At 49.9% G+C, this 15,445-nt stretch carries 13 protein-coding genes; 7 read left to right on the top strand and 6 right to left on the bottom strand.

What is annotated here, in order from left to right; translation table 11 throughout:
• The first annotated feature begins 215 nt into the window (after positions 1-215).
• Positions 216-821, top strand: a complete 606-nt coding sequence (locus AACH44_RS11265; protein ID WP_261848656.1) for an FMN-dependent NADH-azoreductase — start codon at positions 216-218, stop codon at positions 819-821.
• A 49-nt stretch (positions 822-870) separates the two neighbouring features.
• On the opposite strand, the gene AACH44_RS11270 is transcribed toward AACH44_RS11265, so the two are convergent.
• Together AACH44_RS11270 and AACH44_RS11275 are read right to left on the bottom strand one after the other, a co-directional pair.
• Positions 871-1,101 (bottom strand): YnbE family lipoprotein, encoded by a 231-nt coding sequence (locus tag AACH44_RS11270; RefSeq protein WP_261848657.1) that lies wholly within the window; start codon positions 1,099-1,101, stop codon positions 871-873.
• A 15-nt stretch (positions 1,102-1,116) separates the two neighbouring features.
• Complete coding sequence (locus AACH44_RS11275; RefSeq protein WP_261848658.1) at positions 1,117-3,708, bottom strand: YdbH family protein; 2,592 nt, start codon at positions 3,706-3,708, stop codon at positions 1,117-1,119.
• A gap of 370 nt (positions 3,709-4,078) precedes the next feature.
• Here AACH44_RS11275 and AACH44_RS11280 point away from each other — a divergent pair, with 370 nt between their 5' ends.
• The 3 genes from AACH44_RS11280 (at position 4,079) to AACH44_RS11290 (ending at position 8,825) form a co-directional block, all read left to right on the top strand.
• Positions 4,079-5,632, top strand: a complete 1,554-nt coding sequence (locus AACH44_RS11280; protein ID WP_261848659.1) for a methyl-accepting chemotaxis protein — start codon at positions 4,079-4,081, stop codon at positions 5,630-5,632.
• A 527-nt stretch (positions 5,633-6,159) separates the two neighbouring features.
• Positions 6,160-7,713 carry a methyl-accepting chemotaxis protein gene (locus AACH44_RS11285; RefSeq protein WP_338659241.1) on the top strand — a complete coding sequence of 518 codons (1,554 nt, stop codon included), beginning with the start codon at positions 6,160-6,162 and terminating at the stop codon, positions 7,711-7,713.
• Between the two features lie 119 nt (positions 7,714-7,832).
• Positions 7,833-8,825 carry a 2-hydroxyacid dehydrogenase gene (locus tag AACH44_RS11290; RefSeq protein ID WP_261848661.1) on the top strand — a complete coding sequence of 331 codons (993 nt, stop codon included), beginning with the start codon at positions 7,833-7,835 and terminating at the stop codon, positions 8,823-8,825.
• A 30-nt stretch (positions 8,826-8,855) separates the two neighbouring features.
• On the opposite strand, the gene AACH44_RS11295 is transcribed toward AACH44_RS11290, so the two are convergent.
• Both AACH44_RS11295 and AACH44_RS11300 read right to left on the bottom strand, forming a co-directional pair.
• Positions 8,856-9,146 (bottom strand): putative hemolysin, encoded by a 291-nt coding sequence (locus AACH44_RS11295; protein WP_261848662.1) that lies wholly within the window; start codon positions 9,144-9,146, stop codon positions 8,856-8,858.
• A gap of 502 nt (positions 9,147-9,648) precedes the next feature.
• Complete coding sequence (locus AACH44_RS11300; RefSeq protein WP_261848663.1) at positions 9,649-10,017, bottom strand: hypothetical protein; 369 nt, start codon at positions 10,015-10,017, stop codon at positions 9,649-9,651.
• Between the two features lie 295 nt (positions 10,018-10,312).
• Here AACH44_RS11300 and ttcA point away from each other — a divergent pair, with 295 nt between their 5' ends.
• Both ttcA and AACH44_RS11310 read left to right on the top strand, forming a co-directional pair.
• Positions 10,313-11,248 (top strand): tRNA 2-thiocytidine(32) synthetase TtcA, encoded by a 936-nt coding sequence (ttcA, locus tag AACH44_RS11305; RefSeq protein WP_261848664.1) that lies wholly within the window; start codon positions 10,313-10,315, stop codon positions 11,246-11,248.
• A gap of 53 nt (positions 11,249-11,301) precedes the next feature.
• On the top strand, positions 11,302-11,589 hold the full coding sequence (locus AACH44_RS11310) for a hypothetical protein (RefSeq protein WP_261848665.1): 288 nt from the start codon (positions 11,302-11,304) through the stop codon (positions 11,587-11,589).
• Positions 11,590-11,828: 239 nt separating this feature from the next.
• Here AACH44_RS11310 and zntB read toward each other — a convergent pair whose 3' ends face one another.
• Positions 11,829-12,812: a zinc transporter ZntB gene (gene zntB, locus AACH44_RS11315; RefSeq protein ID WP_261848666.1), complete on the bottom strand. Its 984-nt coding sequence runs from the start codon at positions 12,810-12,812 to the stop codon at positions 11,829-11,831.
• 82 nt (positions 12,813-12,894) lie between these two features.
• Positions 12,895-14,511 carry a peptide ABC transporter substrate-binding protein gene (locus tag AACH44_RS11320; RefSeq protein WP_338659242.1) on the bottom strand — a complete coding sequence of 539 codons (1,617 nt, stop codon included), beginning with the start codon at positions 14,509-14,511 and terminating at the stop codon, positions 12,895-12,897.
• A 165-nt stretch (positions 14,512-14,676) separates the two neighbouring features.
• Between AACH44_RS11320 and mpaA the strand changes: the two genes are divergently transcribed.
• Positions 14,677-15,396: a murein tripeptide amidase MpaA gene (gene mpaA / locus AACH44_RS11325; RefSeq protein WP_261848667.1), complete on the top strand. Its 720-nt coding sequence runs from the start codon at positions 14,677-14,679 to the stop codon at positions 15,394-15,396.
• Positions 15,397-15,445: the final 49 nt, after the last annotated feature.

Genomic DNA, 15,445 nt, shown 5'->3' on the forward strand with positions numbered 1-15,445 from the left:
ATTGAGCCTAACCTGATTTAAGGTCTGGAATTTTTAAGTCGTGGATAGTAGCACATTGTCATAACTGGCTCTAATCGCGCGGTTTTGTCTTATTCAAGAAAATCGAATAAAGACCTCGAATATTTGCACTTTTCACTTTCCAAAGCACCGCATAAGATGTGACACATCAAAGGGCGTTATGTTGTCGCCCACTTCAATCACTAAAGGAATTGGCAATGAGCAAAGTATTGGTTCTGAAATCAAGTATTCTGGCAGGTTATTCTCAGTCAAACCAACTGGCCGACCACTTTACCGCACAGTGGCAATCTGCCCATCCAAACGATAGCATCACCGTACGCGACCTGGCCGCTCAACCGATTCCGGTTCTTGATGGTGAGTTAGTCGGCGCACTGCGTCCGTCTGATGCCGTCCTGACCCCACGCCAGCAGGAAGCGCTGAAATTGTCCGACGACTTAATCGCTGAATTGCAGGCACATGACGTGATCGTGATCGCTGCGCCAATGTATAATTTCAACATTCCTACCCAGTTGAAGAACTACTTCGACCTGGTGGCTCGTGCGGGTGTAACCTTCCGTTATACCGAGCAAGGTCCTGAAGGTCTGGTGAAAGGTAAACGCGCTATCGTATTAACCAGCCGTGGCGGTATTCACAAAGGCACACCAACCGACCTGCTGGAACCGTACCTGCGTGTGTTCCTGGGCTTCCTTGGTCTGACCGACCTTGAGTTCGTATTCGCAGAAGGCTACGGCTACGGTCCAGATGTGGCGCAGAAAGCAACCGAAGACGCGAAAACACAACTGTCTCAGTTGGTCACCGCATAACGAATCATCGTTACTACCCTTGCCATCTATATTGATTTAATTGGCTTAATTATTGCGCGCCCTCCGGCGCGCTTTTCTTTATCGCATCACCTGCGGCATTGTCCGCTCGTTCCAGCAGTTGCGTTGCTTCTTTATCGGCTTTGATGTGAATCTCATGCTCGATCTTCACATTCATATTGATGGTGATCGGCTCTTTGGGGGCAGCAACTTCGATACGCGGCACACATCCCGTCAGAAAGGCCACTGTGCAACACATCAGCACGGTCTGGTTTTTATTCATTATTCTGCCTTGAGTTTATTCATTCGCCTGCCGTTCCAGCGTATCCAGCACGTTATCGCCAAAGCGCAGACTTCGCCAGAGCTGGAAGATATTCTCCTGATGCCGATAGTTAAGAATGACCTGCCGCTTTGCACTGATCTGCGGATTTTTCCCCTGCACACGCGACGTTAATGTCAGTTCTCCCTGATTATTCAGGTCAAGTGTGGCATAGGAACGTCCGATCTCCAGATAACGCAGCCAGCCAATCGCCGCACCACCCGCCATATTTTTACTCGCTAACTCATCTGCCAGTTGATCATCCAGCCGCAGCGTCAGGAAGCCCTCGTTGGTAATACGTCCGCGTTCAATCAACATAGTCGGGTGATTGAAATTCAGCGGTAACGTACCACTCACGCGTCCTGACAGCGCGAACTGCTTTTGTTTCAACACCGTTGTCAGCTCGCTGAGTTCGACGCGCTTAACGGTGAACAACGCGGGCTCCCGCTGCGGCCAGCGTAGCGTAGACAGGCCGACATGCCCATTCAATACATCCATGTCAGCCTGAGACATAACCAGCGGCCGTCGCTCACTGTAGGGATAAAAGCCCTGTAGATCGACACGGATATTGCTCATCCTAAACAGGTTATCCAGCACGTCAATTCGTAGCGTGACCGGTTGCCTGACGCCCAGTTGCCAGCGTTGATCTTTCAGGCGATAAGGCAGGACAAAATTTACCCCGCTGACTTCACCATCCTGTAGCCACAGCCCGCCATTTTTCACTACCCAGTGTCCGCCAGCACTGAACCCTTCTTTACGCGCGGCAGAAAATGCGGCTTGAGCATAAAACTGCCCAGCACGGATATTCATTTTCAACAGAGGGGAAAGCAGAGGCTGAAACACCTTAAGTGGCTGTGTCGGCCACCATGCACCACCGCGTAACCGTTCGCCATCCCAACGCCCACGCAGCTTGACTGGTCCGATATCTTCAGCCTGTAACTGTCCCTGTAGTTGGAAGTCATCCGGGCTGCGCCCCTGCATCACCAGCGTTAGCAATGAAGGCGGCAAGTAGCCGCCGTTACTGAAGTTTGTCCGCTCTGAGGCGAATTGCAGCGCCCCTTGAAAATGTTCGCCTGAACGGGCGCGTTGCCAACGAAGCGGCTCAGTAATCGTCAGGCGAGGCTGGTATACCGTCACCATGCCATAACCCAGTTGGTCTAACCCACTCGACAGTTGGCTGACTTCTATCAGAGTATCCTGCCAGCGCCCCCGTCCAGCCACATCCCATTGCCCTTTCAGCGGAGGCAGATGACCGTTGCCCCAATAGCGCCATTGCCACTGCCCTTGATCCGGCCAGAAATCCTGTGCCTGACCGTCAAGGTGCAGGTTAAAACGCCCCCAGTATGCTTCCCGTGCCTTAACAATCGCCTGTAGTCGCCCATTCACACCCGTCGCGCTCACCCGAACGCCCGCCAGAGGCCAGCGAGCCTCTTCAAGATACATTTGCGGCGCGGGCGTCCCCCAGGCACGTAGCAGTGCGCTCGGTAAAAGAGAGAGTTCGGGATTAAGAATAGAGCCCTGTAAAACCCCCGGTAGCGTCGCCGTCAGGGAGAGTGCGGGTAAATTAGCTTGTCCGGTAAGCTGAAAGCGCAGTTCGCTGTTAAGCAGGCCGATATTACCCGGTCCGAGTACCAACACAGCGTTAGCTTTGCCGTTATGCCCCTGCGTCAGCATATTCAAACGCGCGTTAATCGTGGTGGCATCCAACCCTTGTCGCCAATGCTGTAATGTCATCGCCACTTGCCCAGAGAGTGACTGATCCGCATAAGGCCAACGCCAGGTGCCGTCAGAGATCTGAATCACTTCATCCGTCAATTGCCACGGCAGCGATATCAGCGGCGTATCATCATTCGCCGCATTCAGCACCAGGTCACCTTGTTGATTATGCCAATTCAGCAAGAGCGAAAGTGGGTCCGGCGTCTGACCTGAATCCAATTTCCCAGTGAGCCGCCCCTGCACTGGTGCGGCATCAAGTGTGTCGGCAAGTTCCATCTCGCCACTGACTTGCAGGCGCGCGAACCCCGCTGGCGTTGTGAGCATGCCCTCATGCAGAGTCAGACGTTTATCATTCAGCGCTGCCCTAAACGCCAGTTGATCGCCCTGATAATCGAGCATTTGTTGCTGTTTGCCATTGCTGCTGAACCGCACCTGTCCGGCATAGTCCTGCCAGGGTTGTAGCGTAAATTTTTTCACCTGAATAACGCCAGCAGGCAACCATTTTTGCCACTGCGACAGTTGCGTGGAAGGCTCAGTGCTATGGCTCGCTGGCACATATTGTAGGCAGTCGCTGTTTAACGTCACAGCATCAATATCAGCTTGCCACTGCCAGCGATGCCAACCCAGCGTGATATTCTGCACATCGAGCAATACACACTCTCCAGCCTTAATGCTGAAACCTTTGCTATGTAACCCGCTACTCTGCCAGCCCAACGACGCCTTTACAGCCAAAGACATGTCAGGCGGTAGCCAAATATTGGCAAAGCGCGGCAACCACTGCGGCACCGCCCGCCAGGAAACCACTAGCAAAGTGACCAGCAGCAACACCATTGGAAATGCATATTTTTTGATCATTAGCGAATGTTAAGCATCCCGTTAACTATTTGTAAAAACCTGTGCGGTATTGACCTGTCGATTATTTATTCACAAATCGCTCTTTTTTTTAACAAATAATTCTATACACCTCACATTTGCCCCATTGTGCGTACAGGCTTATTCCCCTTTCGTGGTAAAATGTTTAATTGAGGTTATATTTTGTAATAAATTGCGTTATCTCATCATGAACAAAGCGTTCCCGGGCAAATATCAGTATTGTCTCCTTCTGCCCGACTCGCCGTAAAAAACCATGAGCAACCTGAACCATTACCGCTATCCGCTGATTCGTCTTCGTGGGTATGCCTCATGTTAAATCAGCATTCGGACACAGCATATCAAGGACTGCTTTATGCGTAATAACACCCCTGTAACCGATCATCAACACCCTCTTTCTGAAAAAACCAGACTTATGTCGGTCACCACGCCGGAAAGCCATATTACTTACGCAAATAAAGACTTTATTGATGTTAGCGGCTATAGCATGGATGAATTGATGGGGCAGCCCCATAATCTTATCCGCCACCCAGATATGCCACCAGCCGCCTTCGCGGATATGTGGAAAACGCTGCGTGCAGGTAACATCTGGACAGGAATTGTGAAAAATCGGCGTAAAAATGGCGACCACTATTGGGTAAAATCCAGCACCACGCCGCTGAGAAAAGGCGGTGAGATTACCGGTTATATGTCCGTACGAACCGCAGCATCAGCCGAAGACATTCATCAAGCAGAGGCGCTCTACGCCAGAGCGAACAACGGTAAATTAAAATACCGCACATTCCACCATGGTCTGCTCATTTATACTGGGCCATTGCGCTTCCTGAGCCTGTTTAAAACTATGTCGCTACGCTGGCGCATCCGCAGTTATTTCTTGCTTTTTAGCCTGCTCCCACTCGTCGCCTCCTATACGCTGTTAGCGGGGACAGCATTGGCATCCGTACTCTTTCCGCTGCTCATTGCCTGTTGTTTTATCAGTGGTGAACTTCTGGTGCACCATGTCGCCCGCCCTATTGAGCAAATTTTGGCTCAGGCTATGCGCTCTGCCGCCGGACAGGCAGACAACCTGATACAGCTTAATCGCGTGGATGAAATTGGCATGTTAATGCGCGCGGTAAACCAGTCCGGCATGAATTTCCGCACCTTTGTGGACGATGTGAACACCAATTTGAGCGAGTTGAAAAACGCCTGTAATGAAATCGCACAGGGTAACCACACGCTGGCACGGTGCTGTGAGGAGACTGAAGAAAGCCTGCAACAAACAGCGGCGTCCGTGGAGCAACTGACAGAAACCATCAAAAGCAACGCGGAAGCCTCGCTTCAGGCTTCAATCTATACGCAGGATGTGAATCAGGCCGTCAACTCTGGCGAACAGGCCGTGAGCCAGGTCTCTGATACGATGGAGACCATCACGCGTTCCAGTGAACGCATTACGGATATCGTCAGCGTCATGGATAACCTCGCGTTTCAGACCAACATTCTGGCCGTTAATGCCGCCGTCGAAGCAGCGCATGCGGGAGAACAGGGTAAAAGCTTTGCGGTCGTCGCCAGTGAAGTTCGCTCTCTGGCACAGCGTAGCGCCACCTCTTCCAGCAATATTTCAACCATCATTGACGAAACGCTGAACAGCATTCGCACCGGTGAACAGCAGGTCTCACACACGCACAAATCCATGAGCAATATTCTACTTCAGGTCCAACATGTCACCCATTTAATGAATGAGATTAGCCTCGCAACGCAGGAACAATCTCAGGGCCTGGAACAAATTAATGAAGCGGTAAACCGCATTGATGAACTCACGCATCAAAATACTGCGCTGGCTAGCCAATCGCACTCGGCTACCGATCATCTGCAACAGCAAATATCAAGCATGGTACAGGCGGCCTCAGTCTTCAGCCTTTCCCGATAACCTCCTTTTCACGGGCGCTCACCTCTGAGCGTCCATCACCTTATCCCCATCATTTAACATACGTGGCCTACAGTGCAAATTCGCAGAGTCATAATATACTTAACGAATGAATGCTTTTCGCCATCGGCACGAGCGCTTACAGCGGGTCGAGTCAGGCAACTAATTTCCTGAAGAAAAAATAACAGCAGAAATTAGTGAAAATACATAAGTCTCCTCGCTAATTATTTCGTAAATATTGCCGTTAATTAAAGAGCATTAATCGCTTTTCCGTTCGCTAATAGATCTAAAAACATCACATCTATACCCTAAATAATTCGAGTTGCGTGAAGGCGGCAACTGAGCGACAAATCGGTTCATTCCGATTTGAACAGCGCTAGCGCTGGCCCAAAGGGTGAGCCTCAGGAATGAGGTTCATTAATCCCCAGGAGCTTACACAGGTAAGTGACTGGAGTGAGTAAGGGCAGCCAACGCACAAGCAGCTTGAAGTATGACGGGGATATGCTTGCTTATACTAAAAGGATCAATAAATGCGTAAGAATTTTCCTGTCAGTGATATTCAGTATTTATTAGATGAAAAAGCCAAGCTAATGTCGGTTACGACCACCGATAGCCATATCACTTATGCAAATGACGATTTTATTGATGCCAGTGGTTACGGCTTTGAGGAGATTCTCCATCAGCCCCACAATATCGTGCGCCACCCGGACATGCCCCCACAGGCATTTGCCGACATGTGGGCAACGCTGAAGGCGGGTAAAATCTGGACAGCCGTCGTCAAGAACCGCCGCAAGAGTGGCGATTACTATTGGGTAAAAGCCAGTACGACACCGCTGATGAAGGAAGGGAAAATAACCGGGTATATGTCGGTACGAACGCGCGTTTTACCGGAAGAGATTCGGCAAGCAGAGTCGCTTTACCGCCGCATGAACGAGGATAAATTAAAAAACCGTCGGCTCTATCAGGGATTATTGATTTATAAAGGGCCATTAAAACTTCTTAGCTTATTTAACGTCATCCCCGTACGTTGGCGGATACGAAGCTACATTTTCCTTTTCATGCTCTTCACGCTGCTTTTCTTACTGACGACGCTTCCTGTTACCACACCGCTACTCGTTTTTGTTTTGGTGCTACTCACTGGCGCGACAATAACCAGTGAATTATTAATTCAACACTTGGCAAAACCACTAGAAAAAATTCTATGCCAAGCCATTAATTCTGCATCCGGGCAAGCGGATAATTCGTTTCAACTTAATCGAGTGGACGAAGTCGGTATGCTATTACGCGCCGTCAATCAATCCGGTATGAATTTCCGCACGTTTGTCGATGATGTCAACGGCAAGCTGGCTGAACTGCGCCACGCCTGCGGCGAGATTGCGTCTGGGAATTACACGCTAAGCCAGCGCTGTGAAGATACCGCGCAAAGCTTACAGTCCACCGCGTCATCAATGGAAGAACTCACGGCGACGATCCAAAGTAATGCGTCTGCCACACAGTTAGCGACACGTTGTGCGAATGATGCCAATCAGGCCGTCAGTGCAGGAGAGAAAGCTGTCAGTCAGGTCACGGACACGATGGCAACCATGACCCGTTCCAGCAAAGAGATCACTGACATCATCAGCGTGCTGGATAATCTGGCGTTCCAGACCAACATTCTGGCGCTCAATGCAGCAGTAGAAGCGGCTCATGCGGGAGAACAGGGAAAAAGTTTCGCCGTCGTAGCGGGGGAAGTCCGTATTCTGGCGCAGCGTAGCGCCGCCGCCGCGAAAGACATTGCGGCGATTATTGATACAACCATTACCAACATTCACACCAGCGATAAATTGGTCAACCATACCAGTCAGTCAATGAACAACATTTTGGCTCAGGTACAACAGGTCTCGCAGCTTGTGAATCAAATCAGCCTGGCGACACAAGAGCAATCACAAGGACTGGGGCAGATTAATTCTGCGGTGAATAACATTGATGAATTGACGCGCCAGAACACCATTCTGGCTACGCACTCCAGTTCTGCCATTAACAGTCTGGAACAGCAGATCTCCACGATGTCTGAGGCCGTATCCGTTTTCAGTACGTCTCGATAAACCCGCTCTTACGCTGTTATTGCCTCTCAATTTCAAACCGTTACTGTCAGTCAGGTAATGGTTTGTCACTGCCCGATTTTCTGATAGCTTAATCTGAGGATTTTTCGGAGAAACGATTAATGAAACTGGCAATTTACAGCACTAAGCAATATGACCGTAAATATCTGGAACAGGTCAATCAACAGTTTGGCTATGAGCTGGAATTTTTTGATTTTATGCTGACATCGCGTACCGCCAAAACAGCTGCTGGCTGTCAGGCCGTTTGTATCTTCGTAAACGATGACGGCGGCCGCGAGGTGCTGACCGAGCTGGCAGAGTTAGGCATCAAAACGCTGGCGTTACGTTGCGCAGGTTTTAACAATGTCGATTTAGAAGCCGCTAAGGAACTGGGTATCAGCGTCGTACGCGTTCCTGCCTATTCCCCTGAAGCCGTGGCCGAACACGCAGTGGGTCTGATGCTGACGCTTAACCGTCGTATTCACCGCGCCTATCAGCGTACCCGCGATGCAAACTTCTCTCTGGAGGGGCTGATTGGGTTCAACATGCATAACCGGACGGCGGGCATTATTGGCACCGGAAAAATCGGCGTTGCCACCATGCGTATTTTGAAAGGTTTTGGCATGCGCCTGCTAGCCTTCGATCCCTACCCGAACCCGCAGGCATTGGAACTAGGCGCGGAATATGTCGATCTAAAAACGCTGTATGCCAATGCGGACGTCATCTCTCTGCATTGCCCGCTGACGCCGGAAAATCATCACCTGCTTAATCAGGCAGCCTTTGCACAAATGAAAAACGGCGTCATGATCGTCAACACCAGCCGTGGTGGATTGATCGACTCGCAGGCGGCTATCGACGCGCTGAAGCAGCAAAAAATTGGCGCACTGGGGATGGACGTTTATGAAAACGAGCGCGATCTCTTCTTCGCCGATAAATCCAACGACGTGATCCAAGACGATGTGTTCCGCCGCCTATCGGCGTGCCACAACGTACTGTTTACCGGACATCAGGCGTTCCTGACCGAAGAAGCACTAATCAGCATTTCCCAAACCACGCTACAGAGCCTGAAAGACATCAGCCAGAACGCACCTTGCGCGAATCTGGTGACATCTTAATTACTCTCTGCAGGGTGATTGCCGCAACACTCACCCTGCCGGACAACTGCCATTCATCAGCGATTGCTCACTACAGCGCTTGCCATTGGCTAACTGACAGGCTCCTACGCTTGCACCATCAAGCTGCCTGGAAACCGCCATCGTCCCACCAATCAGCGTACAGTTAACGTCAATCGGAGAACTGCTTTTCAATAGCACAGCGACATTTTCACCATCATTCTGCGTGGCTTGTTGCTGGGCAGCCGTCGTACTTTCACTATGATTGCTGCATCCCGCCAGCAACAATGCAGCAGCAGTACATAACCATGGCAATAATTTCATGTTTTGGCCTCGGTTTGAGTGGGCTACCGCTTCAGCCATTACGCTTTACACCATAACCCAGAGAATGTTTTTCAGACAAAGACTATATCCATCAGACCCCACGTCGGCAACTACGATCGTGAAGTAAAAGAGATGCCTCTCTTACTCCCGCCCCAAGAAGACGACAAAATCCTCACTCACGAGCCGAAATGCGGTATCGAATGCCGTGTTTTGTTCACGTTAAGTCCTCTTCTACGCATCGATCTTTAAGATGGGTAATAACAAAGATAACTTATTCTAGTTTTATTAAAAAAATGGCACGATAACATCTACAAATGCACCGTTAATAATTGTAAAAATCCATATTTATGAGCCACTCATTGGCGATACGAACATGACTAAGATTGAAGAAATTCTACCGCAATAATATATAAAAGCAGATGACATTACGGCTGGATTAGAATGTATATTGACTCACAATATATTCATCTATTAATGGAACATTTATCAAAAAACGATGTACTCAGACCATCAGTAACGCAAAGACGATAGCCAGCCCATTAAAGATCGCCGAGATTCCCACAATCACACAACCCGCAGCCAAAATGCGCAGCAGAAATGTCTTAACCTCTCCTGAGAGCGTCCGCGCCAGACGCCAAAATCCCATGCCAATATTCGCGACATAAATGCCATAGAAAACTATCGCAGCGATCACAAGGTATCCTCCCCAAACGCTACCGTTCACAAAATAGGGGAGTAAAAAATAATTAATAGCAACAAGCAGAACCGCAACAGCAAGATGCATCGATGTTATCCGCACGCCGTAATCGCCACGCGCTATCTTCGCCAACCAGTGGTTACTTTTGATGTTTTCTGAACGAACAAAAATCATAACTCTTCCTTAAGTTCATAACGCTATAAACCAATCTAAACGATGCTTATACACCGAAATATCTCTTATTTTCAACAGCAAAGAGCACATAGCGCCAACATGAAACGCACGGTGAGACATAACTTCACAGCATGAAACCATCGGTGCCGAACACGAAGTAATGACACCGCCGTAAAACGATCTGGCATTCGTCGCCGTAATCCGTACCATACACGCCATGATCGTGCAGAGCGTGTTGGCGTCTGCACTGAACCGTTTTCCATCCGCAACGCCTTTTGCAACGAGCACAAATAAAATGCAAGAAAATCAACAAATTAACCAGAAGCAACAATACAATCTTAACAAGTTGCAAAAGCGCCTGCGTCGTAACGTTGGCGAAGCTATCGCTGATTTCAATATGATTGAGGAAGGCGATCGCATTATGGTATGCCTGTCCGGCGGGAAAGATAGTTTCACCATGCTGGAGATTCTGCGCAATCTGCAACAGAGTGCGCCGATTAATTTTTCTCTGGTCGCAGTGAATTTGGATCAGAAGCAACCAGGGTTCCCAGAGCACGTTCTGCCGCAGTACCTTGATGGTATCGGCGTGGAGTACAAGATCGTCGAAGAAAATACCTACGGGATTGTGAAAGATAAGATCCCAGAGGGTAAAACCACGTGTTCACTGTGTTCACGCCTGCGTCGCGGGATTTTGTACCGTACCGCGACGGAACTCGGCGCGACAAAAATCGCCCTTGGTCACCACCGTGACGATATTCTGCAAACGCTGTTCCTGAACATGTTCTATGGCGGAAAGCTAAAAGGCATGCCACCGAAATTGATGAGCGACGACGGCAAACATATCGTCATCCGCCCTCTTGCCTACTGCCGTGAAAAAGATATCGAACGCTTTGCTGAAGCACGCCAATATCCGATTATTCCGTGCAACCTGTGCGGTTCGCAGCCAAATCTGCAACGTCAGGTGATTAAAGATATGCTACGCGACTGGGATAAACGCTACCCAGGCCGTATTGAGACCATGTTTAGCGCCATGCAGAACGTTGTTCCTTCACATCTTGCCGATCATGCACTGTTTGATTTCAAAAACATTCGCCACGGTAGCGACGTGGTGGATGGCGGTGATTTGGCTTTCGACCGTGAAGAGTTACCGTTGCAACCTGCCGGCTGGCAGCCGGAAGACGATGACGAGGCGCCATCAGTGACCCGCCTTGACGTGCTGGAAATAAAATAAGTACAGGATATTCGATGCCCTGTTTCATGCTCGATACTATCGCCTAAGGTATAATGATGGAACAAAAAAGGACAACCGTTGAACGGTTAGAAAAGGAATTACAGGGAAACATAAAAGTAAAACCGTGGGTATTTCTTGGTGGCGTTTCCACCGCACTGTCCGCCTTGTTAGAGTTTTATTCCAATCCATATGGCGATAGTACCTATCTATATGCTCAAGTGCTTTTGGCTGTGGGTTGTTTAGGATATGGCGTATCTTTGTTTTATAACCAAAAAAAGCTGGAAGCGGCTGTAGCCGCCTTGCGTTCTGAAGCAGGAGAAATGGGCGATACACCAAAATAGCAAAAAAAAAGCCGACAAAACTGTCGGCATGGTGTGAATCAATTGTGCTATGCAGTAATTCAAAAAAGGAAGTAAGACAATATGGAGCGCAACGCCCATCGCTTGACGTTGCATTCACCTGCGGGAATGATAGTGCCGCACAATAAGGTAAAAAATGTTGATATTGCTCAATTTACGCGTGGTTTTTTAGCCCTTCGCGACAGTTTGTGATTATCGACGCCCCCACTCACCGTGAGTCGCTATAGCCATTTACTACGCTTTAACCACCATGCAACACCGCCAACCAATATCATTAACATCAGACAAAAAGTGAAAAAACCAAACGGCGCATCGCCGCCGGGAATTCCCCCTAAGTTGACGCCAAATAGCCCGGTTAAAAACGTCGTCGGCAGAAAAACCATCGCCAAAAGCGACATCGTATAGGTACGGCGGTTCATCGCTTCGGTCATCAAGGCGGTGATTTCATCCGAAAGTACCGTGGTACGCGCAATACTGGCATCCAGATCTTCCAGCCCGCGCCCTAATCGATCGGCAATTTCCTGCATTCTACGGCGATCGTCATCCTGCATCCAGGGCAGTTTCTCGCCGGAAATACGCGAGAATACATCGCGCTGTGGCGTCATATAGCGGCGTAGCACGATAAGCTGTTTGCGGATCAGCGCCAGCTCACCGCGCGGTGGAATTTTTTGCTCCAGCAAATCCTCTTCCAGATCGATGATTTTCTCATGCAAATCATCAATAAACTCGCTGGTATGATCGGTCAACGCTTCCGCAATGGAGACCAACCAGCTTCCGCTGTCCGTCGGGCCATTGCCTTCCTTCAGGTCGGTAAGAATTTCGTCGATAGCCAGAATCTTACGACGTCGGGTAGAAATGATCAGCTTGTCGGTAATGAACACGCGAACGGCCACCAGTTGATCTGGCCGCGCATTGGCATTCAAGTTGATGCTGCGTAGCGTGATCAGCGTGCCTTCACCCAAACGAGTGACTCTAGGCCGGACACTTTCCCCCGTTAACGCATTGCGTACGCTATCCGGCACCAGGATCGTTTTATTCAACCAGCGAGCACTAGCAGGCAATGTAGAGTCGAGGTGTAGCCAACAGGGTTTCTCGCTGTTGACGACGTCATGCTCGCCTATCGGGGTGATCCCGCCCTTTCCATCCAACTGATACGCATGAACCGCACCGCTGTGTTGCAACTCTTTTCCTGCAAAGGATTCCACGTCTTGCCTCCAACGGTTTTTGCTATCAGCTCTTTTTCTATCCGCTCTGCGATTTTCTAATCGGCATGTGTCAGTACGGGATCTAATGCTTTTCGATGTAAAGCATGTGGCTATAGGCCACATCTTCGGGGTTAGTAATGGGATAGCCCTTCACCCACGGTTTAATCAGGCGCCCGTTGGTATATTGATAGATCGGCGCAATCGGTGCTTCATCCATCAAGATCTGCTCAGCTCGGTTGTAATCCGCATTCAGCGCCTGCGGGTTAGTCTGGTTACCTGCCTCATCTAGCACGCGATCGTAATTTGCATTTTTAAAGCGCGCGATATTGCCGCTGTGGTGTGATGTCAGCAGTGAAAGGAATGTTGAGGGTTCGTTGTAATCACCAACCCAAGACGCCCGCACGACGTCGAAATTACCGCTATTACGGCTGTCGATGTAGGTTTGCCACTCTTGGTTGGACAAACGTACATCAACGCCCAATGTCTTCTTCCACATAGATGCCACAGCAATCGCGATCTTCTGGTGGCTTTCTGATGTGTTGTACAACAGCGACAATTTCAACGGATTATTTGGGCCGTAACCTGCGGCTGCCATCAACGCTTTGGCCTGCGCATCCAACTCATCTTGAGAATATTGCTGCAACAGGCTTTCCGTCGGTTTGAAGCCTGCCGTAACATCCGGCGTAAAGTGCCAGGCTGGTTTTTCCCCCGTGCCCAGAACTTTTTCGGCAATCACTTTACGATCGATGGCGTAAGACAGCGCTTTTCGTACGCGGACATCATTGGTCGGTGCACGCTGCGTGTTAAACGCGTAATAATAGGTGCCAAGCTGATCCGGCGTATAAACCTGACCGGGTAAGTCTTTTAGCAGCTTTTGGTACAGGTTTTTAGGAAATGACTCGGTGATATCGATATCCCCGGACAGATAGCGTTTTGTCGCATTCGATTCCTGATTGATGGGAACAAAGGTCACTTTCGTCAGGCGCGTATTAGCGTTATCCCAATAATATTGATTCTGCGTAAGCACCAGCTTTTCATTAACGACGCGCTGATCCAGTTTAAACGCCCCATTTCCGATCAGATTTCCCGGTTTCGTCCAGTCGTTTCCGAATTTCTCTACCGTGGCCTGATGTACCGGAAACAGGCTGAAATTTGCCGTCAAGCTGACAAAATAAGGTACAGGTTTGCTGAGCTGCACTTTCAGTGTGTGGTCATTAACGGCTGTCACGCCAAGCTGATCGACTGGCATTTTGCCTGCAAGAATCTGCTCAGCGTTCTGAATCCCCGCGAGTCGGGCAAACCAGGAGAATGGCGAACTGTTTTCGGGCGTGACCAGACGACGCCAGCTGTAGACAAAGTCCTTCGCCGTGACGGGCTCACCGTTAGACCAACGGGCATTATCACGCAGGGTAAAGATAAACGTGCGGTTATCGTTCGTCTGCCAGCGCAGCGCTACGCCGGGGACGATGTTTCCCTTGGCGTCCTGATTGACCAGGCCTTCAAACAGATCGCGCGCCACCTGAGCTTCCATCAGCCCGACCGCTTTTATCGGATCGAGAGAAGCCGGTTCATCTTTAATGTGGCGGACGATTTCTTGCTTTTCAGCCAGAACCGTTCCCGCCGGAACCTGCGCCGCGACAGCATTGCCTGTCATGGCCGCCATCAACGCGGCATAAAATGCAGAATATCCATAGTGCATGATGATTTGACCTGAAAGCATAATGAGTTGATTGAAGAATATAATAGTCAGAAATCAGCGCTATCATCCAGCGATACCCCCGCAATTTGTCCGCCGGCATCGTCGTTTGCGTCTCCGGGCCGATTTTTTTATGATGAAACGCATAGGTAACCACAGGGCGATATTATGGAAAACACAATCATTCCTCTTCAGGCACGCCAGCAACGCGGTAATTTGCCGTCGTTGGGCGAACCGTATGGGAAATCGTTGCTGGGCGCACCATTACTGTATTTCCCAGCCGAATTAACGCCATCGGAAAGTGGACTGATTATTGCCGGAACACACGGCGATGAAACTGCGGCGGTGGTAGCACTTTCCTGCGCGCTGCGTACCCTCTTTTCAGGGCAGCGTCGCCACCATGTGATTCTTGCAGTGAACCCGGATGGCTGTCAGTTGGGCCTGCGTGCCAACGCTAACGGTGTTGATCTCAATCGCAATTTTCCAGCCAGCAACTGGCAACCGGGGAAAACGGTATACCGCTGGAATAGCGCCGCAGATGAACGCGATGTCGAGCTATCTACGGGGGAAACCGCAGGTTCAGAGCCGGAAACCAAAGCCCTTTGCACGCTGATTGAGAAACTTAATCCTCGCTGGGTTGTCTCTTTTCATGAGCCGCTCGCCTGCATTGAAGACCCGCAGCGTTCCGAATTGGGTCACTGGTTGGCGCAACAATGCAGGCTGCCACTCGTTTCGAGTGTCGGTTACGACACACCCGGCTCTTTCGGAAGTTGGTGCGCTGATCGTTCGCTCCATTGCATTACCGCTGAGCTTCCGCCAATCTCGGCAGATGCCGCCAGCGAATGCTACCTTAACGCGATGCTCTCGTTGCTAAGCCAGCAATTTTAATCGTAATTTTTATACCAATGTTGCTAATGTTGCCCTAAACTGAGCAGCG

The organism is Pectobacterium araliae, assembly GCF_037076465.1.
Classification (GTDB): domain Bacteria; phylum Pseudomonadota; class Gammaproteobacteria; order Enterobacterales; family Enterobacteriaceae; genus Pectobacterium; species Pectobacterium araliae.

Excerpts from the sequence above, each read along its gene's own strand:
- AACH44_RS11295 (WP_261848662.1), bottom strand. The coding sequence starts at position 9,146 with ATGAAATTATTGCCATGGTTATGTACTGCTGCTGCATTGTTGCTGGCG.
- AACH44_RS11270 (WP_261848657.1), bottom strand. The coding sequence starts at position 1,101 with ATGAATAAAAACCAGACCGTGCTGATGTGTTGCACAGTGGCCTTTCTG.
- AACH44_RS11300 (WP_261848663.1), bottom strand. The coding sequence starts at position 10,017 with ATGATTTTTGTTCGTTCAGAAAACATCAAAAGTAACCACTGGTTGGCG.
- AACH44_RS11275 (WP_261848658.1), bottom strand. The coding sequence starts at position 3,708 with ATGATCAAAAAATATGCATTTCCAATGGTGTTGCTGCTGGTCACTTTG.
- AACH44_RS11310 (WP_261848665.1), top strand. The coding sequence starts at position 11,302 with ATGATGGAACAAAAAAGGACAACCGTTGAACGGTTAGAAAAGGAATTA.
- AACH44_RS11320 (WP_338659242.1), bottom strand. The coding sequence starts at position 14,511 with ATGCACTATGGATATTCTGCATTTTATGCCGCGTTGATGGCGGCCATG.
- AACH44_RS11290 (WP_261848661.1), top strand. The coding sequence starts at position 7,833 with ATGAAACTGGCAATTTACAGCACTAAGCAATATGACCGTAAATATCTG.
- AACH44_RS11265 (WP_261848656.1), top strand. The coding sequence starts at position 216 with ATGAGCAAAGTATTGGTTCTGAAATCAAGTATTCTGGCAGGTTATTCT.
- AACH44_RS11280 (WP_261848659.1), top strand. The coding sequence starts at position 4,079 with ATGCGTAATAACACCCCTGTAACCGATCATCAACACCCTCTTTCTGAA.
- AACH44_RS11285 (WP_338659241.1), top strand. The coding sequence starts at position 6,160 with ATGCGTAAGAATTTTCCTGTCAGTGATATTCAGTATTTATTAGATGAA.
- ttcA (WP_261848664.1), top strand. The coding sequence starts at position 10,313 with ATGCAAGAAAATCAACAAATTAACCAGAAGCAACAATACAATCTTAAC.
- mpaA (WP_261848667.1), top strand. The coding sequence starts at position 14,677 with ATGGAAAACACAATCATTCCTCTTCAGGCACGCCAGCAACGCGGTAAT.